The following is a 20,037-nucleotide window of genomic DNA, read 5'->3' on the forward strand; positions in this document are numbered from 1 at the left end:
CAAGGTTTGTCGTAACGGAGCAGGATCAACCCAGACCCGCGGGTCAGTCCCGAGCGAAAAGTTGCATGGCTACGCTCCAGCGCGAATTTGAACGGCCAGCAAATCATGTTAGCGATGCGAATGTCGCTGATAGGCAGCGTCGAACTTTGACAACACGAAAGGGCTGCACCACAGTTTGCACTACAAATTGCAAACAATCTGCACAACAAGCGAAGTTTCGAGCGCCATAGTGCGTTGAATTAATTTAATTTCAAGCACGATTACCGGGCGCGTCACTCGCGGTTCGGAATCCATTGTCGGCTCTTGGCGAAAGGGCAACCTGGTTTCGCTGCGTACGAGCTTCAATTCATAAATAAATTGGACCCCAGACCCTTTTGTTTAGTACAGATTGTGCCATTCCGGTGATTAAGAGACCTGCTTCCTCATTCTATAAAACATCGTAAAATCAATATCTTGCACCTGTGTCGAGAGTATTTATTGTCTTTGTTGTGCATGACTTTTTAATAAGAAATGTTGCATAATATGGAGCATGACCCCTATATTGTGGGTGATGGAGACAGAACATGACCGCGCTTGCAAAACTAAAAAGGAAATTGCGCCCCGGACAGGTGTACCGGCGCAAGGAGCTTGCGACCTGGTCAAACGCTGTCGATCGACATGTTGGACAGCTGCTTGACGAAGGACGCCTCGAAAAGGTTGGGGCAGGGCTCTATATGGCTCCGAAGAAAACTCGGTTCGGGCAGGCACCCGCCAAGCCGGAGAAGCTGGTTGAGTCATTCCTAGGGGATGACCGGTTTCTTATGGTTTCGCCAAACGCCTATAACAGCCTCGAATTGGGAATGACGCAGCTCTACAATGAGCCGGTAGTTTATAATCGCAAACGGCACGGCCATTTCGAGCTGGATGGCCGACGCTATGACTTCCGCATGCGGACCTCTGTTCCTTCAAACCTCAGCGAAGAATTCCTCCTGGTGGATCTGTTGCACAACCTCGATCGGCTTCCCGAGGAAAAGGCAGCAGTGCTTCCCAAGGCACTTAGGCGTGCGCGACGTATGGACCGCGCGCGACTGTCACGTGCGGTGAAGGATTTCGGATCGGCGCGGGCTGCAAGGCTCCTAAAGCCTGTATTGAACCCTGATCAGGCAACCGCCGCGTGACCCTCCTGCACGCACTGCCTGATTTTGCCGACCTCATCGCTGTTGCTGCGCGAAACAACACTATCGATCCGGGCCTCATCGAAAAAGACTACTGGTTGATGCACTGCCTCTGGGGACTGCAGCAGCTTGACTATAAGTTTGAGCTGAAAGGCGGAACTTCGCTGTCAAAGGGATACGGCCTCATCGACCGTTTTTCGGAAGACATCGACATCCTGATCCACCCAGAGACCGACCTCCAGTATGGCCCAAACCACAACAAGCCTGCGCAGGTAAAGGCGCGTCTCGAATTCTTCAACGGTCTGGCCGAAGCCATCAAAATTCCTGGCATTATCGAAGTGGTCCGCGACGAAGAGTTCGACGACACACGCCACTATCGCGGCGCAGGCATTCGATTGAAGTATGAGTCGGTGAATCCACTGCCAGAAGGGCTGAAGGCAGGCATCCTGCTCGAAGTCGGGTTCGACCAGGTGGCGCCGAACCGGCCATGTACGATTTCGTCCTGGGCTTACGAACTTGCAGTCGAGAGTGGGATTGCAGACCTGACCGACACCCGCGCGGTCGATGTGCCTTGCTATGAGCCGGGCTATACTTTTGTCGAAAAGCTCCAGACCATCTCAACGAAATTCCGAAAGCAGCAGGCGGACGGCGACATGCCTGTCAATTTCATGCGCCACTATTATGACGTGTACTGCCTGCTCGCTGACGCCTCAGTGAAAGAGTTCATCGGAACAGACGCGTACAAGGACCACAAGGCCAAAAGGTTCCGCAAGGCAGATGAACCGGACCTCACCAGGAACGAAGCCTTTCTGTTGAGCGACGCAGAAACGCGAAAGGCGTACGCGGACGCTTATGCGAAGTCACGAGCGCTTTACTACAGGGAGCCTGCACTCTTTGACGATATTCTGGCACGCATCAGCCGGCGCCTGCCGGAACTTTGAATGATCGTTGCTCGCAGGGAAACCTCTAACCCTCTGAAATAAAAGGAATTACTAGCTTACTCTTTTGTTGGGTGCGCCCTCCCGCACCCAAAAAGCCCCTGGAATCTTCATGGTTCCAGGGGTTTCTCGTGTTTGCCGGGGCGAAACCAGCGCGAGAATCCGCTAGACTTCTCCTGCATGAAGCCGGCCGAGGTCGCCCATGGAGACAACAACAAGACACACGCAAGCGGATCGGGACGATGACTGGCGTGCTCGGATAAAATACAATCGATTGTAATTTGTTATTGCAATCGATTGTATTTTGTGGCCAGCTGATGCTCGACAAGCCGGGTCAACCGGCTGGAGCATTCGACAGGGAGGAAGAACGAATGTCTGTTACCACGCAGGGACTGTTTTTGGGCGTTAGCGCGCTCGCCCTTTGGTCATTCGGCGCGGCGGCGCAGGAAGTTCCCGAAGAGGCCGAAGCCCGCCAGCAGACCGTCATCGTGACCGGCGTTGCCAAGGATACCACGATCTTTGATTCCTCTGCGTCTGTCTCGGCGCTGCCGGAGCAGGCCATTCGTGATCTGGCGCCCCGTTCCGTGAATGAATTGTTCCGCGCGCTGCCTGGCGTCAAGTCGGAGGACACTGGCGGTGACGCGAATGCGAACATCAAGGTGCGCGGCATGCCGATCGCGTCGGGCGGATCCCGGTATCTTTCTCTGCAGGAAGACGGATTCCCGACCCTGCTTGTTGGCGATGTCGCGTTCAGCACGGCCGACAGCTATCTGCGCGTCGACACAACCATTGGTTCGGTTCAGTCCATTCGGGGCGGCTCCGCGTCGACTCAGGCGCCCAATGCGGCCGGCGGCATCATCAATCTTATGTCCCGCAAACCGACCGAACGGGCCGGCTCCGTGGCGCTCACGAGCGGCATTGACTATGATGCCCTGCGCCTCGACGCCGAATTTGGCGACGTGCTGGACAATGGCATCTACTACCATATTGGCGGTTTCGCCCGGACCGGCGAAGGCGTGCGCGAAACGGCAAGCGATCAGGAAGAAGGTTTCCAGATCAAGGCATCCGTCGGGAAGGATTTCGAGAAGGGGGATTTCGTTGTCCGCTTCAAGCATCTGGATGACCGGGTGCCGACCTTCCTGCCGCTTCCGGGCATTGTACAGAATGATGGTTCCATCGGCGCGCTGAACGGCCTGGACCTCGGTTCCGGTACCACGTCGCTGGGCATCAACGACATTGCCCTGCGCCTCGGGGATTCCCGCGACCGGGTGGAAGAGGGCTTCAAGGCCGAAATGACGTCGCTCGGCTTTGAGGGCTCCTATGATCTGACAGACCTGTTCACCCTCGACGCAAAAGGACGCTGGGCCGATATTTCCGGCAATTTCTACTCGCCATTCCCGGCCAGCCTCGACAGCACCAATGCCGACGGCTCGTCCAACATCAATTTCGTCCTGTTCAACACTTCCGTGCCAGATGTCGGCAACTTGTTCGGCGATGTGGCGATCACGGGTGCATTCGATTTCGTGACCCTGAAGGCCGGCATCTTCTACGCTGACCAGGCCAGCGAGCAGCAATGGAGCTTCAATGATGCGCGCGCTGTCCTGCGGGGCGGGCGCTTCATCACCGATGATCCGAACAGCGCCTTCCTCAATCCGCTGGATGGATCCTTCATCAATGGCCAGAGTTTCGGTAACCCCAATTTCGGCAATTGCTGTACCGTGTACTGGGATTTCGACATCGAGCAGGTCGCGCCGTACATTTCAGCGAACTTCGATCTCGACGATCTCACCATCGAAGCCTCCTATCGCCGGACTGACAATTCCGTCTCCGGTCAATATATCGGGTTCGGAACGGCCATCACCGGTCCTTTCGATGTGGACGGCGACGGCACGATTGATACCAATGAACAGGGTGCGCAGCGCTTCGACCCTTCCGCCACCGTCCGTACCAATTATGACGCAGACTTCGATTCTTATTCGCTCGGGGCGAACTACCGGGTGAATGACGATCTCGCGATCTTTGCCAACTATTCCGAAGGGGCCTCGCTGACGGCGCCGGACCGGTCGACGGGCAATCTGGTCGTCGTGAACGGCATCGGGACCTCGCCGAATGACGATCTGTTCCTGAACTTCGTGGAACAGGTCGAAATCGGCATGCGCTTCCGGTTCGATGCCGGGGATGTCAGCATTGTCTATTTCGATGCGCAGGTTGCCGAAGCCGCCCAGTTCGAAGCCTCCACCCAGAGCGTGATCCAGACCGAGTTCGACACGAACGGCCTCGAAATCGAGGGGGATTTCGACTTCGGCAACGGGTTCGGCATTTCCGGCAACGCCACGCTGACGGATTCCGAGATTGCCGGGCCGTCCACCAATGCCAATCTCGGCAATCGTCCGCGGCGGCAGGCGCCCTACACGTTCAACATCAATCCCCATTTCGAGGGTGACCGGTTCGATGTCGGCCTGAACATCTTCAGCACCGGGGATGCCCCGGTCCAGGACAGCAACCAGTTCGACCTGCCGGGCTATACGACCGTGGGCGGGTATCTCAACTATGCGCTTCGGGACAATCTCACCCTCAGCCTCGCAGCCAACAACCTTCTGGACGAGGTCGGGTTTACCGAAGGCGAGGAGGGCAATCCGGCGATTGGTGATTTCGTCCGCTACCGTCCGATCAACGGCCGGACGATCTCGGCCACAGTGCGCTACGCATTCTGAGTGCCGCCTCCCTGCCACAAGCTGACAGCCCGCCCGTTGGCGGGCTGTTTTCGTTTCAGGGAATCCCGTAAGTCATTTTGCAATCGAATTGCAAATATGGGGTAGGATCGCGCCGGTTCATGTTTAACATGTCCACAAAGGCCGCATGAGCGCAGGAAACAGAGAATTATGAAGCCCCGGAAAATCACCATGGCCGAATTGGCGCGGCTGGCAAATGTTGACGTGTCGACCGTATCGCGTGCCCTGAACAACAGTCCGCTCGTCAAGGAGAACACCAAGGCCGAAATCCTCAGGATTGCCGAAGAAACCGGCTATGCCGTCAACGCCTCGGCCCGCAATCTCCGCCGGCAATCCACGGAGGTGATCGGTATGGTGGTTCCGGTGCGTCCGGAATCCGGCCAGACCATCTCCGATCCCTTCTATCTGGAAATGGTCGGTGCCGTCAGCCAGGCCGCCTCAGAGCGCGGCTATGATCTCATCATAAGTGTCCCGAAAGGCGAAGAGCAGATCGCCGAACAGCGTCTGTTGCGGACCGGAAAGGCCGACGGCCTGATCATCATCGGGCAGGCGGGGCGGTCCAACCGTCTGGAGGCGCTGGGGCCGCTGTCGCGCCAGGTCGTTGTCTGGGGTGGTCAGATCGGACAGGGCAACTACACGCTCGTGGGCAGTGACAACCGGGAAGGTGGGCGGCTGGCCGCCGACCATCTGCTGTCATTGGGGCACAAGCGCATCCTGTTTGTCGGTCCGTCCGAACTGCCCGAGGTACGCCTCCGTCTGGATGGGTTTGAAGACGGGCACCGCGCGCGCGGCGTCGAGATCGATCCAGCGCTCAGGCTGAATGTCGAATTCGGCGGCGAGTCGGCATTTCAGGAAATGGTGAACTTCATCGAGACCGGTCCGGATTTCGATGCCGTCTTCGCCGCATCAGATGTGCTGGCGATGACTGCCATCATGGCCCTGCAGTCCAAGGGGCGGTCAGTGCCGGAAGACATGCCCGTCATGGGATATGACAATGTGGGTCAAGCCGCGCTGTCGACGCCTCCCCTGACGACGATCGATCAGAACATTGCCCGGGGCGGCGAACTGCTGGTCGATTTGCTCCTGCGGAAGTTGAGCGGTGAAGAGGTTGAATCGCAGCTTACGCCGACCCGGCTCATCGTGCGTGGGTCCACGAAGGTGAGCTGAGCGGCGACGCTGACCGGCTTCGCCGGGCCCGTCAGATGCGAATGTCCACTGGCGCAGCAAAGCGCAGCTGGCGGTCCGGTCCCGCATTCTCCGTATAGGGGCCGAGCAGCGTGAACCGGCCTGCCGCTGCATCATGGTGAACCAGGCTCGCACCGAACAGACCGTCCACACCCGGCAGCGCGCTGTCATCGGGGCGGAACGTATGCCACGGTCCGGTCAGGCGCGGGCTGCGATACAGGCGGTGAATGTGGCTGCAGTCACGGGTCGGCTGTCCTTCATATTGCCGGTCACAGGCTGAAACCAGCAGCAGATAGTCGCCCGACGCCGCGTCTCGGTATACTTTCGGCACTTCGGATTGGGTCATCAGCGACGCATCCGGCAGCTCGATCGGCGCGCTCAAGTCTGCAAGCACGATCCGGTCACCGTCCACGGCCAGCCGCGCATGGGCAATGGCGGGCACGGCTGGCGCAATCTTCGCTGACCAGACTGCATGCAACTCGCCGTCCGGTGTCGTGAACAGGTAAGGGTCGCGCCAGGCCAGGATAGGTCCGCCGTCTTCACCGGAATTGCTGCCAAGCTGGTCCTTCGGACCGAGATAGAAGCCCTTGGCCGTGATGGCATCATAGTCGCGTTCCGGACAGCTGATTGCTGCGTCCGGCGCCGTCCAGGGGGCATCGGGCGCTGGTGCAATGGCAATGCAGATTGTCTGCAGATAGCCCCGGTCCGGTCCGCGATCGCGTACTCCGGTGAAGCCGTGCGCAATGCGGCCATCCTCCAGGTGCAGGGCAGATCCGCTCCACACATTTCTGGCGTCCGCGCCGTCGGCCACACCTCCCGGCGTGCCGATCGCGCCTTTGTCCCTCCAGGACCGACCATCATCAGCCGACGTGAAATGGCGCACATGAAAGGTGAAATCATTCCTGTCGGGTGGCAGGATGGCGGCGCCGTCGGAATCGCGCCGGCTCAGGGCCAGGCAGTAAAGATGCCAGGAGCCGGGCATCTCCTGCAGTGTCCAGCTGTCCCACAGCCACAGCTCGGGGTGATCAATTCCGCCATGGAAGAGCTCGGAATGTGCCGAGGGAACAGGAGGAGTCTTGAAATACATAAAGCGGATCGGCCTGTTTTATTATCCGGTTGCCTTGCAGCCTAAGCCCATGCTACGCGAAATGCAATCGATTGTAATTTTTTCTTTGAAAAGGCGTGTCATCTCGTCATGAACAGCCCGGAACCTGTCTTTGGCGGAATCGATGCCGGCGGCACCACATTCAAATGCGGCGTTGCCGATAAATCCGGCAATCTGCTGTCCCGGCAACGCGTCCCGGTCTCCACGCCAGAGCAGACCCTGGCAGGATGCGCCGATTTTTTCCGCAAGGTGATGGGCGAGACGCGGCTTGCTTCGCTCGGCATCGCCAGTTTTGGTCCCCTTGGTGTGGACCCGGAGGCCTCATCCTACGGATCCATCCTGAAGACTCCAAAACCGGGCTGGAGCCATACCGATCTCATCGGGTATTTTTCATCTGCGCTCCAGACCGAAATCAGGATCGACACGGACGTGAACGGCGCGCTTCTGGCCGAGATGGAGTCGGGCGCGGCCGCACAGGCCCGGTCAGCGGCCTATGTCACCATCGGCACCGGGATTGGCGCCGGCATGTTTCTGAATGGTGGACTGGTTGGAAAACCGGTGCACCCGGAATTCGGGCACATTCCGCTTCGCAGGCATCCAGAGGATGCGGCTTTCAAGGGTGTTTGCCCGTTTCATTCAGACTGTCTGGAGGGGCTGGCCTCGGTTACGGCCATCCGCGCCCGCTGGGGTGACCCTGTGGAATTTCCGGCAAACCATCATGGCTGGCCGATCATCGCCGATTACCTGGCGCAGGCCTGTCGATCCCTTTCCCTGACGCTGCGACTTGAAAAGATCATCCTTGGCGGGGGGCTCATGCTTGCGCCGCATCTTCTGGAACGCGTTCGGGATGCCTATGACACGCAGATGGCGGACTATCTCGTTGATCGCCCGCTGACAGGGGCCGATATCATCCACCGCCCGGGGCTGGGGGATGATGCCGGGCTCCATGGCGCGATATGGCTCGCCCGCTCAATCCGCGCCCCGCGCCGGTGACCGGATTGAATGAAATGCACGAGACGTGAACGATACGCGGCCAAGGGACCCTGATAAGATCCAGCCGCCGGGAGGAATCAGAATGACCAGCCATCCACCTTTGAGTGTCAGGGAAAAGATCGCCTACGGCCTCGGCGACATGGCGTCGAATTTCTATAACGGGTTCTTCGGCATCTTCCTGCTTTACTATTATACGGATGTCTGGGGCATCCATCCGGGACATGCTGCCTTCATGTTCCTTATCACGCGCTGGGCGGATGCGCTGACCGACCCGGCCATGGGGCTGCTCGCTGACCGGACGAATACGCGCTGGGGCAAGTACCGCCCCTATATTCTCTGGACGATCATTCCTTACGCCTTGCTCGGCTATCTCCTGTTCCTGGGGCCGGACTTCGGGCAGACCGGAAAGCTGATCTATGCCTATGTCACCTATTCCCTCGTGATGCTGGCCTATACCGCGATCAATGTGCCGTACTCGGCGCTTCTGGCCGTCATCCATCCCGACAGCAAGGAGCGTACGCGGGCCACCCAGTACCGGTTCATCTTTGCCTCGCTCGGCTCGATTCTCGTGGGGGCGACAACCAAGCCCCTTGTGGACTGGCTGGGCGGCGGGGACGAGGTGACCGGGTTCCGGCTCACCATCATCCTGTTTGCCATCCTGTCCGTCATCCTGTTCCTGATCACGTTTGCGGGGACGCGGGAGCGGACGACGCCCGACCGGCCTCAGAAATCCAATGTGTCGCAGGATATTGCCGTGCTGGTCCGCAACATTTCCTGGGTCGTGCTGGCCATTTCCGGTGTACTGATCGTGATCGGCCTGATCGGGCGGCTGTCCTCGGTGGCCTTCTTCGCGAAGTACAATATGGGGTTGGGGGATGGCAAAATGCTCTGGTGGATGGATTCCGCCTCGCTCATCATCACGGTCGGCTTTGTTGGCCAGTTGTTTGGCGCGCTGCTGACTCCCGTCCTGTCGGGCCGGTCCGGAAAAAAGCGCCTCATGATTGCGGCGAACTTCCTTGCCGCCGCGGCTCTGATCGTGAACTATCTGGCACCCACCGGCTTCGCAATCGCCATGGTGTCCCACACGGTGATGATGTTCTGTTTCGGCATCATGATCACCTTGCTCTTCGCCATGTATACGGACTGTTCGGAGTACGGAGAGTGGAAATCCGGAAAGAACAGTGCCGGACTGACGGTTTCGGCGTCCATGTTCTCGTTGAAATTCGGCTCAGCGGTCGGCGTGGCGATTCCGTCAGCTGTCCTTGCCGGGTTCGGCTTCGTTGCGCCTTTGGACGGCGTCGCGCAGATCCAGAGCGAGACGGCCCTTGCCGGCATTCGCATGATGTTCAACATCGTACCGGGCCTGTTCTTTCTCTGCGCCGGGAGCCTGATGTGTTTCTATCAAATCGACCGCCGCTTGCTGGCCCGCATCGAGCAGGATTTGAGCGTGCGGCGCAGCGAGTCGGCCAGCGCGGGCTGAAGGGGCGTCAGGCCTGCTGCGCAGCGATCACGGCCACAGTGAACCGTGAAATGCAGACCAGGCGTCCGGCTTCATCGGTGATGCGAATGGACCAGATCTGCGTGGTGCGCCCCAATGCCTCGGGTGTCGCGGTGGCATAGACGAAACCATCCTTCACCGGGCGGACGTGATTGGCGTTGATTTCAAGACCCACGCCAACGCGTTCATGGCTGTCCAGTGTCAGATTGGCGGCGATGGACCCGACGGTTTCCGCCAGCGCCACGGACGCGCCCCCGTGCAGCCGCCCATGCGGTTGCACTGTGCGTTTATCCACGGGCATTCGGGCGGTCAGGGAGTTTTCTGTTGCCTCGACGACTTCGATCCCCAGATGCGTGACCAGCGTGTCCGTATCGTATCGCGTCAGCGAGGCAGGGTCGGGGGTGCCGTTCTTCCAAATCGACATGTGTGAAGGCTCCGGTCAGTCAATATCGAGGCAAGCCTATCAAAGCGCTTTCCCCGCGTCCCCGGTGACGCGGAGGCAAGTGAGGTCAGACTTCTTTCGCGAGGCGGATCTTGCGGCCGGCGGAGAGGTGGTCGGCGGCCGCTACAATGGCGTCGGCATCGATCATGAAGTGGCGATAGAGGTCATTGATCGTGCCGGTCTGTCCGAAATGCTCCACGCCGAGTGGCGCCGTCCGGTGGCCCATGACAGAGCCGATCCAGGCCAGCGTTGCCGGATGGCCGTCGGTCACCGTGATCAGCGTCGCATCGCGCGAGACCGACCCCATCAGGCGTTCGATCTGGCTTGTGGCATTGGCGTGTCCGCGCGCCCGGGCCCGCCGCGCCGCTGTCCAGCCGGAATTCAGCCGGTCGGCCGATGTGATGGCCAGCACGCCGATATCTCGACGGTCATTGCCGATGCGACCGGCAGCCTCGATCACTTCCGGCGCGACACAACCCTGATAGGCGATCACCACTTCGCAATTCGGTCCCGGTTCGCGCAGCCAGTAGCCGCCATCCACGACACCGCGGCGGAAGTCTGCATCGTCACGGGCTTTCAGGCCCAACTGGTCAATCGCGCGTGTCGTCAGCCGCAGATAGACCGATCCGCCGGTTTCGTCGCGCAGCCAGGTCCGCTCGTCCGGATCGCCTTCGCCGCTGCGCTGCAGATAGTCGAACGACCAGTCCATGATGATCGACAATTCGTCCAGGAAGGCCGGCTCGAACGAGACCAGGCCGTCCTGGCTCATGCCGATCAGCTGTGCGCCGATGGATTGGTGCGCCCCGCCTTCCGGGGCCAGCGTGACGCCTGACGGGGTCCCGACAATGATGAACCGGGAATCTTGGTAACAGGCATAGTTCAGCGCATCGAGGCCGCGCGCCACAAAGGGATCGTAGACCGTGCCGATGGGCAGGATACGCTCGCCGAACAGGCTGTGCGACAGGCCAGCAGCGCCCAGCATCAGGAACAGATTCATTTCTGCAATGCCCAGTTCCACATGCTGGCCTTCCGGCGAGAACTGCCATTTCTGCGTGGACGGAATTCTTTGCTCCCGGAACGTGTCCCCCTTTGCCTTGCGCGCGAACAGGCTACGCCGGTTCACCCAGGGGCCCAGATTGGTCGACGCGGTGACATCGGGTGAGGTGGTCAGGATCCGGTCCGCCAGTTCGCTGTCGGTCTTGGCGATCGCGTCGAGGATCTTCCCGAAACCGGCCTGTGTCGACTGGGTCCGGTCATCCAGGAAGACCGGACCGGCGCTCGTCACGCGCGGGGCTTCAAAGCGGCGGCGCCCTTCGGAGAAGAAGGCCGCGCCGTCCATCAGCGCCTGCAGGGCGTCCGGATCCTCGATGCCCGCCAGCTTGTCCCATTCCCGGCCCTCAGGCACGCCCATCCGTTTCTGGAAGTCTGCCATTTGCGGCGGGTTCATGAGCCCGGCATGATTGTCCTTGTGCCCGGCCAGCGGCGTGCCCCAGCCCTTGATCGTGTAGGCCAGGAAGACCGTCGGCCGGTCATCCGTGATGCTGTCAAAGGCATCGGTCAGCGTCTCCACGCACTGGCCGCCGAGATTGTTCATCAGCGCGGACAATTCCTCGTCGCTGCGCTTTTCCAGCAGGCTGGTCACATCGCCCTGATCGCCGATATCGTCCAGCAGGCGTTGGCGCCAGGCAGCGCCGCCCTGATAGGTGAGGGCCGAATAATCCGTATTCGGACAGGACTGGATCCACGCTTTCAACGCCTCTCCGCCGGGCTCCTCGAACGCCGCGCGCTGCAGCACGCCATGGCGCAGCACCACAGTGCGCCAGCCAAACGCCTTGAAGATGGCGTCGATCTTTTCCCACAGGCCTTCATGCACAACCCCATCCAGGCTCTGGCGATTGTAGTCGATCACCCACCAGGTGTTGCGCAAATCATGCTTCCAGCCTTCCTGAAGGCATTCATATACATTGCCTTCATCCAGCTCTGCATCGCCGACCAGCGCGATCATCCGGCCCAGCGGGCGCTTGCCGGCCCATGACTTCGCTTCGAGATAATCCTGCATCAGGGAGGCAAAGGCCGTGATCGCCACGCCGAGGCCGACCGAGCCTGTGGAGAAGTCGACATCGTCCACGTCTTTCGTACGGCTGGGATAGGATTGTGCGCCGCCGAATCCGCGGAAGTTCTCCAGCTTTTCGCGCGTCTGGTTACCCATCATGTACTGCATGGCGTGGAAGACGGGGGAAGCGTGCGGCTTGACGGCCACCCGGTCCTCGGGCCGCAGCGTATGGAAGTAAAGCGCCGTCATGATCGACACCATCGAGGCGCAGGAGGCCTGATGCCCGCCAACCTTCACATCCCCGTCTTCCTTGGGGCGCAGATGGTTGGCATTGTGCACAATCCACGAAGACAGCCACAGCAGACGCTGTTCCATGGATTTCAGTGCGGTCACATCGGTCATGATCGGTTTGCTCTGTCGCGGGGAGGCCGGGCCATCGTGGCGGCCTCGCATGGAATGATTGAGGCTTGGTATCACCGGAATACGGTCAGATCATCCCTGTTCATGCCAAAATCAGGGCAAAGCCATGCTGGCTTCGAGGGAATGTCCAGGCCAGCCTCTCAGGCGAACAGGTCCCCGGTCTCGGTGTCGCGTTCCGGTGACATGTCATCGCCCCGGTAGAAACAGGGATGCTTGATGCGGCTGAAGTTGCGATGGCGTTCGTAGTGAACCCAGCCGCCATTCGGCATGCGCTGGCTCAGGATCGGCGCGTCGCAGATCGGACAGGCCGAATGAAAGGATTTTTCCGGCCCGGCACTGTCGCTACGCTCCACCGGCATCCAGGAGGGGGCGACCTCGACGGTTCGCCCTGACGGCAGCCGGCGGATATGCGCGCGGCGACGGATCCATTTGATCGACATGGCAAGCTCCCGTGATCCTGGCTGGTCGCAAGTGTCGATCCGATTCGGTTAACCGGGCGTGGCCGGGGTGAGGGGTGCGGCTGTCACAAAAGTTTTTCACTGCCGACATTAAACCGTACAGAAACGCGCATATCGCTGCGGCAATTGCAAAGGGGCGGTGCGGTGTCGAGCGACTACGAACTGGTTTATTCCTTGGAAATCAAGGTTTTGGATCTTGAGAAGAAGGTTGGCGAGCTGGAACAGTCCATTGCGGGTCTGACACAGCAGCTGAATGCCGTGGAAAGCGAGGCAGCCGTCAACGTTCCCGAAGAGATCATGGAACGCATCGAGGAAGGTGAAAACCCGGTTCGCGTTGTGCGCCAGTACCGCCTGATGACGCAGAAGGATCTGAGCGATCTGTGCGGCATTCGCCCCAACCACATCTCCGCAATCGAGCGGGGCATGTCCTACGGGTTGAAAACGGCGAAGCGGCTGGCCGACGCATTGGAGGTTCCGGTCGATTTGCTGACATGAGGCCGGGATGTGCCAGGCGGTGCGCGGGCGTCGGCCGCTGGGGTGAGTGAGATTGAAACGAAGGTTGCGGCGCAGAACGCAGCTTCGAGAAATGACTTAGGGGTCCCTTCGACAGGAAGGGAATGGTTTTGGTGGAACGGTTCGAATCCCTTTCAAGGATTGCGCGGCGCAGTGCCGGGCCGATTTCGCGCTTCAGCGAGGTCGCCCTCACTGCCTGCCTGGGGATTGTTGCCGCCCGCCTGATCTGGCTGGGGGTCGAGCCGGGCGGAGCCGTCTCGCCTGACCTTCCGGTGCGCAGCGCTGCACCGGTTCAGCAGGGGGCTGGCACCCCGATGCTGGTCGACACGTCCCGCCTTGTTCACGAAAATCCGTTTGGGGCGGCCACCACGATTGTTGCGGATTTGCCGGACGCTCCGGAGACCAGCCTGAATCTGCGCCTGCGTGGCGTCCGGGCATCGTCTGAGGAAGCGGGCGGCATCGCCTGGATTACCACGCCCGACAATCAGACGGCAGCCTACGCACCCGATGATGTCATTCTGGATGGCGTTACGTTGCACCGCATCTACGCTGACCGGGTGACCCTGCGAAAGGGTGGCCAGACCGAGGCGTTGATCATGGAAGGCGGCGCGGGCCTCCTGTCCGTACTGACGTCGCCCGATAATGCGCCGGCGGCGCGCACGACAGGAAGCACCCGGACGGCCACAGGCCGGGTCGCCCGCGCCGACCTGATGGCCAATGTGACGATCGATCCTGTTCATCGCGGCCAGGACTTCATTGGCTACCGGCTCGGAACACGCGGGGATACCGCAGTTCTGCAGAGCGCGGGCCTGATGCCGGGAGATATCGTGACCGGTCTCGATGGCGCTGCCATCACCAACGTGCCGCCCGCCGAACTGGCCCGCAAGTTTTCTGACCCGGCCGCCGTCCGCCTGGTGATCGACCGGAACGGACAGACACTCGAACACACTCTCGCGCCCGAGGAGGCCCGACCGCAATGAACCTGAAGACCATCCTGTCAGCCACCGCCTTCCTGGCCGCGTCGCCGACCGCCCTCGCTTTGGCCGACCAGGCCCCGTCCGATACGGCGCGCCATATCCTGAATTTCGAGGATGTCGAATTGTCGGCGCTGATCGCGGACGTCTCCACGGTGACGGGCTATACCTTCGTCGTCCATCCCGAGGCACGCACCAAGCGGATTACCGTCTCTTCAACGACGCCGCTGACCCGTCAGCAAGTATTCGACGTGTTCCTGTCTTCCCTGCGGGTGCATGGGTTCACCGCCATACCGGCTGGCAAGGACACATATCGCATTGTGCCGGAAGCCAGCGCTACGGGCGAGGCCGGCATGGCCGCCTACGGATCGAATGCGTTCACGACAGAAGTGTTCAACCTGAAACATGCAAACGCCATCGAGGCGGCGAAGATGCTCAAGCCGATCATCGATGAGCAGGGACAGGTGATCGCCAACAGCCAGTCGAACACGCTCGTCGTGGTCGACTATGCGTCCAACGTGCCGCGCCTGCGCAGCATGGTCAGCACGATCGATATCGATCCGTCGGTTACAGAGACCATTCAACTGACAAATACGTCTGCGACGGAGGTGGCCAGCATCCTGACCTCGCTGAATGCCAGTTCCAGCGACGATGCCTTCAAGACGAACTTCAGGGCCATCGCGTCAGAAGCAGGAAATTCGCTGATCCTGCGCGGCGATCCCGCCGCTGTCGAACGCGCCAAACTCGTCACGGTCGAGCTCGATGGCCGGGATCGTCTCAAGGACACGATCCGTGTGCTGCCATTGAACAATGCCGACGCCGAAGAGGTTGTGCCGATCCTCCAGCAGGTCGCCTATGCCATCGACAAGCGCCGGGGCCTGTCCGAGCCGAACGAGGCCACCACGATTGCGCACCACGATTCCACCAATTCGCTCGTCATCAGTGCGGCGCCGGAAACCCTGCTCAGCCTGGAGCGCGTAATTGGGGATCTTGACCGTCGGCGCGCCCAGGTTCTCGTCGAGGCGATCATCGTCGAAATGTCCGACGACACGGCTCGCCAGCTGGGCGTGCAGTTCCTGTTGTCCGGCACCGAGAACAGCACGGTCCCGTTTGCTACGACGAACTTTTCTGCCTCCGCGCCGAACCTTCTCACCCTGGCTGGCGCCATCAGCAGCGACACGCCATTCTCAAGCGATGATGAAGACGCCAATGACGCCCTGACCACCGCGGCCCTGAATTCCCTTCTCGGGCTGACCGGCCTGACCGTTGGTGTCGGCGGCCAGGACGGAGACACGCTGTTCGGCGCGGTGCTTACGGCTGTCGAAGCGGACACCAATTCCCGCATTCTGTCGAAGCCATTCAACATGACGCTGGACAATGGCACATCCTCCTTGCTGGTCGGTCAGAACGTCCCGATCACCACGGGACAGGTGCTCGGCGATGACAATTCCAATCCATTCACAACGGTAGAGCGCAAGGATGTCGGTGTCGGACTCACGGTTACGCCGCGTATTTCCAATGACGGCACCATCCGTATGGAAATCTCCCAGACCGTGTCCAATGTAGCCGGTGCCATTTCAGCCGGTGTCACCGATGTCGTCTTCAACACGCGCGAGATCAATACCAGCGTGATCGCCGATGATGGCGAGATCATTGTTCTGGGCGGCCTGATCGAACAATCCGAAGCGTTCACGAACGAGAAGGTGCCGGTGCTTGGCGATATTCCCGTTGCGGGCCGTCTGTTCCGCACCGAGGGCAAGGCACTCGGCCGTACCAATCTCATGGTCTTTATCCGGCCGACCATCATTCGCGACCGGGCCGGGGCCAGCGCCGCGACCGCACGGTCTTACAATTACATCCGCGCCGAGGAATTGTGGGCCGGTGAAGGGGACTCCGGGTCGTCCATCGACAATTTCATCACGGAAGTCCTGGGAAGCCCGCCACCACGATGACCCAGCCCCAGTTCACCTACGCCTTTGCCAAGGACAAGGGGCTTGTCGTCCTGCCGGACCGCCAGCCCCTGACAGTCGGTGTGCGTCAGGGCGCCGACCCGCTTGCGCTCATTGAGGCGCGGCGTGCGCTCGGCGGCGTGGTGGCGCTGGAGACGCTGGACCGGGAGTCGTATGACCGGCTTCTGGCCGAGGCCTTTGCCAAGGGGCCGATGGCGGATGATGACGTTGATGCCGCGATGGAAAGCCGGGGCGGACTGGAAAGCCTGATCGACGACATTCCCAAAGCGGCCGACCTGCTGGACGGACAGGATGATGCGCCGGTGATCCGTCTGATCAACGGCCTGATCCATGAGGCCATCAAACGGCGTGCATCCGATATCCATATCGATCCGTTTGAGGATCATTTGTCCATTCGCTACCGGATCGACGGGGATCTCGTCGAGGTGCTGACACCGCCGCGGAAGCTGGCTGCGCCCATTGTCTCCCGCATCAAGGTCATGGCGCGGCTCGACATTGCGGAAAAACGCCTGCCGCAGGATGGCCGGATCTCCCTGTCGGTCGGGGGGCGCTCCATCGATGTGCGCGTGGCGACCCTGCCGACCCGCTACGGGGAACGAGTTGTTCTGCGCCTTCTGGACACGAAGAACGCCCTGGTCGGGCTGACCGAGCTTGGCATGGATCAGGACACGCTGGCCCGGTTCTCCGAGGCTCTGGCCCAGCCGAACGGCGTGATCCTCGTGACCGGGCCGGTCGGGTCCGGAAAGACCACGACGCTCTACGCTTCCCTGTCGCGCCTCAACAATGGCCGCGACAATATCATGACGCTGGAAGACCCTGTCGAATATGGTCTGCCGGGTATCAGTCAGACGCAGATGGATCACAAGGTTGGTCTGACCTTTGCGGCGACGCTGCGCTCGATCCTGCGACAGGACCCGAATGTGGTCATGGTGGGCGAGATCCGCGACTCCGAAACAGCCGAAGTCGCATTCGAATTCGCCTCCACCGGCCGTCTTGCCCTCTCCACCCTGCACACCAACAGCGCCGCCGGTGCCATCACGCGCCTGCGGGACATGGGCGTTGAGGCCTATTTGCTGGCATCCACCCTTCGTGCGGTCATGGCCCAGCGCCTGGTGCGGCGCCTCTGCCCGAACTGCCGGACCGAGCGTCCCGCGACCGCTGTTGAACTCGACGCGCTCGGCTTCGCGGCGGGCGAAACACTCTTGGTGGGCGAGCCGGCCGGCTGCTTTTCCTGCGGCAATACCGGCTTTGACGGCCGCATCGGTATCTATGAACTGCTCGTCGTGGATGCCGGAATCCGGGAACTGCTCGGCGCGGAGGTCAGCGAACATCGCATCGACGAAGCGGCCTTCTCCGCGCATGACCGCCTGATCGACAATGCCCGGCGCTATGTGGTGTCGAAGGAAACCAGCCCGGCCGAAGTGCTGCGTGTCTGCCGCAAGGGAGGCGGATGATGCCGGCGTTTGAATATGTTGCAGTGGACGGCCATGGCCGGCGTCAGAAAGGGATCATCTCGGCCGACAGTCCCCGGTCTGCGCGCCGCGAACTGCGCCTGCGGGATCTCATGGCGCTCGATGTCAATCCCGTCAGCGAAAAGGCTGCCACGGCCAGCCGCATCGGCGGGCGCATCAGCGACAAGCAGCGGGTCCTGCTCGTGCGGCAATTGTCCGTTCTCCTGCAGTCCGGATTGCCGGTCGAACAGGCGCTCGCGGCGGCGGCAGAGGATGCGGCGACCCCGCAAACCCAGCGCGTGCTGCATGCCATCAAGACCGAAGTTACCGAAGGCGGCCGTCTGGCGGACGCCATGGCGGTGACGCCGAAAGCCTTCCCGCCCCTGGTGCGGTCCGTCGTGGCCGCGGGGGAATTGTCAGGCCGTCTCGGCGACGTCACCGAACGCCTGGCGACCTATCTGGAGCGCAGCCACCAGCTGCGCCAGAAGGTGCAGGCTGCCCTGATCTATCCGGCGGTGCTGGGCATCATGGCTATCGGCATGATCATCGCCATGATGCTGTTTGTCGTGCCGCGCCTAGTGGAACAGTTCGACCTGTTCGATGCGGACCTGCCGCTGATCACGCGCCTGGTGATCGGCCTGTCAGAGACGTTGCAATCCCATGGTCTCTGGATCGCTCTGGGCCTGGCCATGCTCGCAGTCGCTGTGGCCCGAGCTATTCGCCTTCCAGCCATCCGGCGCAGTCTCGACCGCTACAGCCTGTCGATCCCGGTGGTCGGCCCGTTGAATCGGACGGTTTGCGCCGGCCGCTTTGCGCGTGTCTTCGCCACCCTGTCCGGATCCGGCGCCACGGTATTGGAGGCGCTGGGCGGCGCAAAGGGCGCTGCGGGCAATCTCGTCTTCAGCGACGCCGCCGACCAGATCGCCGAGCGCGTGCGGGAAGGCGGATCCTTCGCCAGCGCGCTCAAGGCGACAGGCGTGTTTCCGCCGATGATGGTCCACATGGTCTCGAGCGGCGAGGCAGGCCGCGACATTCCCGGCATGATGACCCGCGCGGCGGATTTCCTTGATGTTGAATTCGAGACCGGTTCCGCAACCCTGCTGTCATTGCTGGAACCCCTGATCATTGTTGTGCTCGGCGGTCTTGTCGGCCTGATCGTCCTGTCGGTCATGCTGCCGATCCTGCAACTCAACACGCTCGCCATCGGATAGGAGGCAGTCATGCGTACGAAATCGTCCCGCCGCCGCAAGGAAGCCAGCCGCAAGGATGCCGGCTTTTCGCTCGTCGAACTCATGGTGGTCGTCTTCATCATGGGCCTGCTGGCCACGCTCATCGTGATCAATGTCGCTCCGGCTACGGACCAGTCACGTGTCGGCAAGGCGCGCTCGGACATTGCCGCGCTGGAAAGTGCGCTCGATATGTACAATCTCGACATGTACAGCTACCCGTCCGCCGATCAGGGGCTGGCAGCCCTCAGCACCGCACCGGCCGGCGCGCAGGCGGCACAATACCGTCCCGGCGGCTATATCAAGCGCCTGCGCACTGACCCCTGGGGCAATGCCTATCAATATGCCTATCCCGGCACACGGTCCGGCGGCGCCTATGATGTCTTCTCACCCGGCCCGGACGGGCAGGCAGGCAATGAGGATGATATCGGGAACTGGGACACCCAGCCCTGAACCGATGACCCAGTCCAGCCCCATGCAATCCGGCATGTCCCTGATCGAGGTCCTCGTCGCCCTGTTCATCCTGGCTATGGCCAGCGCGGCGATCATGATGACCCTCCCGCGTCAGCCCTCCGGGCTCGACCGCGAGATCGCGCGTCTTGAAGGCACGATCGACCGACTGGCCGGGCAGGCGATAGCGTCCGGCGAAGTGCACGCCCTCCGTCTTACACAGGCCGGCTATGTTGCCGAGGCCTGGCGGAATGATGACTGGAGCCCGCTGCGCAATTCAGTGCACACGCTGCCGGCATCGATACGGGTCAGCGTCGCGGAAAGACCCTCGGCATCGGAGCCTGCGAAGACATGGCCGGACATCGTCATGGACACGACCGGCATCGTTACGGCACGAGACCTCGTCCTCCGGGATGGCGCCGGGGAATACCGGCTGGCCGTCGCATCGGACGGTGCCGTGTCGGTGGAGCGCTAG

Annotated in this window: 17 protein-coding genes; 13 read left to right on the plus strand and 4 right to left on the minus strand. The window is 61.1% G+C overall.

Annotated features, from left to right (window positions below):
* Positions 1–563: 563 nt before the first annotated feature.
* From HF955_RS12970 to HF955_RS12985, 4 genes are all read left to right on the plus strand, one after another.
* Positions 564–1,157 carry a hypothetical protein gene (locus HF955_RS12970; RefSeq protein WP_291075567.1) on the plus strand — a complete coding sequence of 198 codons (594 nt, stop codon included), beginning with the start codon at positions 564–566 and terminating at the stop codon, positions 1,155–1,157.
* Positions 1,154–2,095, plus strand: coding sequence for a nucleotidyl transferase AbiEii/AbiGii toxin family protein (locus HF955_RS12975; RefSeq protein WP_013301472.1), 942 nt, complete (start codon positions 1,154–1,156; stop codon positions 2,093–2,095). Before HF955_RS12970 ends, HF955_RS12975 begins: the two co-directional genes overlap by 4 nt.
* Positions 2,096–2,463: 368 nt before the next feature.
* Complete coding sequence (locus HF955_RS12980; protein WP_291075569.1) at positions 2,464–4,806, plus strand: TonB-dependent receptor; 2,343 nt, start codon at positions 2,464–2,466, stop codon at positions 4,804–4,806.
* A gap of 168 nt (positions 4,807–4,974) precedes the next feature.
* Positions 4,975–5,991 (plus strand): LacI family DNA-binding transcriptional regulator, encoded by a 1,017-nt coding sequence (locus tag HF955_RS12985; RefSeq protein WP_291075571.1) that lies wholly within the window; start codon positions 4,975–4,977, stop codon positions 5,989–5,991.
* Between the two features lie 31 nt (positions 5,992–6,022).
* Here the strand turns inward: HF955_RS12985 and HF955_RS12990 are convergent, their stop codons facing one another.
* Positions 6,023–6,991 (minus strand): hypothetical protein, encoded by a 969-nt coding sequence (locus tag HF955_RS12990; protein ID WP_291075573.1) that lies wholly within the window; start codon positions 6,989–6,991, stop codon positions 6,023–6,025.
* Positions 6,992–7,204: 213 nt separating this feature from the next.
* On the opposite strand from HF955_RS12990, the gene HF955_RS12995 reads away from it, so the two are divergent.
* Positions 7,205–8,107: an ROK family protein gene (locus HF955_RS12995; protein ID WP_291075575.1), complete on the plus strand. Its 903-nt coding sequence runs from the start codon at positions 7,205–7,207 to the stop codon at positions 8,105–8,107.
* A gap of 82 nt (positions 8,108–8,189) precedes the next feature.
* The gene (locus tag HF955_RS13000; protein WP_291075576.1) at positions 8,190–9,587 is read left to right on the plus strand and encodes an MFS transporter; all 1,398 of its coding nucleotides are present in this window, start codon (positions 8,190–8,192) and stop codon (positions 9,585–9,587) included.
* 7 nt (positions 9,588–9,594) lie between these two features.
* Here the strand turns inward: HF955_RS13000 and HF955_RS13005 are convergent, their stop codons facing one another.
* From HF955_RS13005 to HF955_RS13015, 3 genes are all read right to left on the minus strand, one after another.
* Positions 9,595–10,029, minus strand: a complete 435-nt coding sequence (locus HF955_RS13005) for a hotdog fold thioesterase (protein WP_291075578.1) — start codon at positions 10,027–10,029, stop codon at positions 9,595–9,597.
* 85 nt (positions 10,030–10,114) lie between these two features.
* Positions 10,115–12,502 carry a transketolase gene (locus HF955_RS13010; protein ID WP_291075580.1) on the minus strand — a complete coding sequence of 796 codons (2,388 nt, stop codon included), beginning with the start codon at positions 12,500–12,502 and terminating at the stop codon, positions 10,115–10,117.
* Positions 12,503–12,660: 158 nt separating this feature from the next.
* Positions 12,661–12,960: a hypothetical protein gene (locus tag HF955_RS13015; protein ID WP_027838694.1), complete on the minus strand. Its 300-nt coding sequence runs from the start codon at positions 12,958–12,960 to the stop codon at positions 12,661–12,663.
* A 162-nt stretch (positions 12,961–13,122) separates the two neighbouring features.
* Here HF955_RS13015 and HF955_RS13020 point away from each other — a divergent pair, with 162 nt between their 5' ends.
* The 7 genes from HF955_RS13020 (at position 13,123) to HF955_RS13050 (ending at position 20,037) form a co-directional block, all read left to right on the plus strand.
* Positions 13,123–13,473, plus strand: coding sequence for a helix-turn-helix transcriptional regulator (locus HF955_RS13020; protein ID WP_291075583.1), 351 nt, complete (start codon positions 13,123–13,125; stop codon positions 13,471–13,473).
* A gap of 131 nt (positions 13,474–13,604) precedes the next feature.
* A complete protein-coding gene (locus HF955_RS13025; protein ID WP_291075585.1) occupies positions 13,605–14,471 on the plus strand; it encodes a type II secretion system protein N in 867 nt (288 codons plus the stop codon).
* Positions 14,468–16,417: a type II secretion system secretin GspD gene (gspD, locus tag HF955_RS13030; protein ID WP_291075587.1), complete on the plus strand. Its 1,950-nt coding sequence runs from the start codon at positions 14,468–14,470 to the stop codon at positions 16,415–16,417. The genes HF955_RS13025 and gspD overlap by 4 nt, the downstream gene beginning before the upstream one ends.
* A complete protein-coding gene (locus HF955_RS13035) occupies positions 16,414–17,889 on the plus strand; it encodes a GspE/PulE family protein (RefSeq protein ID WP_291075589.1) in 1,476 nt (491 codons plus the stop codon). The genes gspD and HF955_RS13035 overlap by 4 nt, the downstream gene beginning before the upstream one ends.
* Positions 17,889–19,097, plus strand: coding sequence for a type II secretion system inner membrane protein GspF (gene gspF, locus HF955_RS13040; protein WP_291075590.1), 1,209 nt, complete (start codon positions 17,889–17,891; stop codon positions 19,095–19,097). Before HF955_RS13035 ends, gspF begins: the two co-directional genes overlap by 1 nt.
* Positions 19,098–19,106: 9 nt before the next feature.
* Complete coding sequence (gene gspG, locus HF955_RS13045; protein WP_291075592.1) at positions 19,107–19,565, plus strand: type II secretion system major pseudopilin GspG; 459 nt, start codon at positions 19,107–19,109, stop codon at positions 19,563–19,565.
* Between the two features lie 4 nt (positions 19,566–19,569).
* A complete protein-coding gene (locus HF955_RS13050) occupies positions 19,570–20,037 on the plus strand; it encodes a prepilin-type N-terminal cleavage/methylation domain-containing protein (protein WP_291075594.1) in 468 nt (155 codons plus the stop codon).

The organism is Hyphomonas sp. (genome assembly GCF_017792385.1).
In the GTDB taxonomy this organism is placed as follows: domain Bacteria; phylum Pseudomonadota; class Alphaproteobacteria; order Caulobacterales; family Hyphomonadaceae; genus Hyphomonas.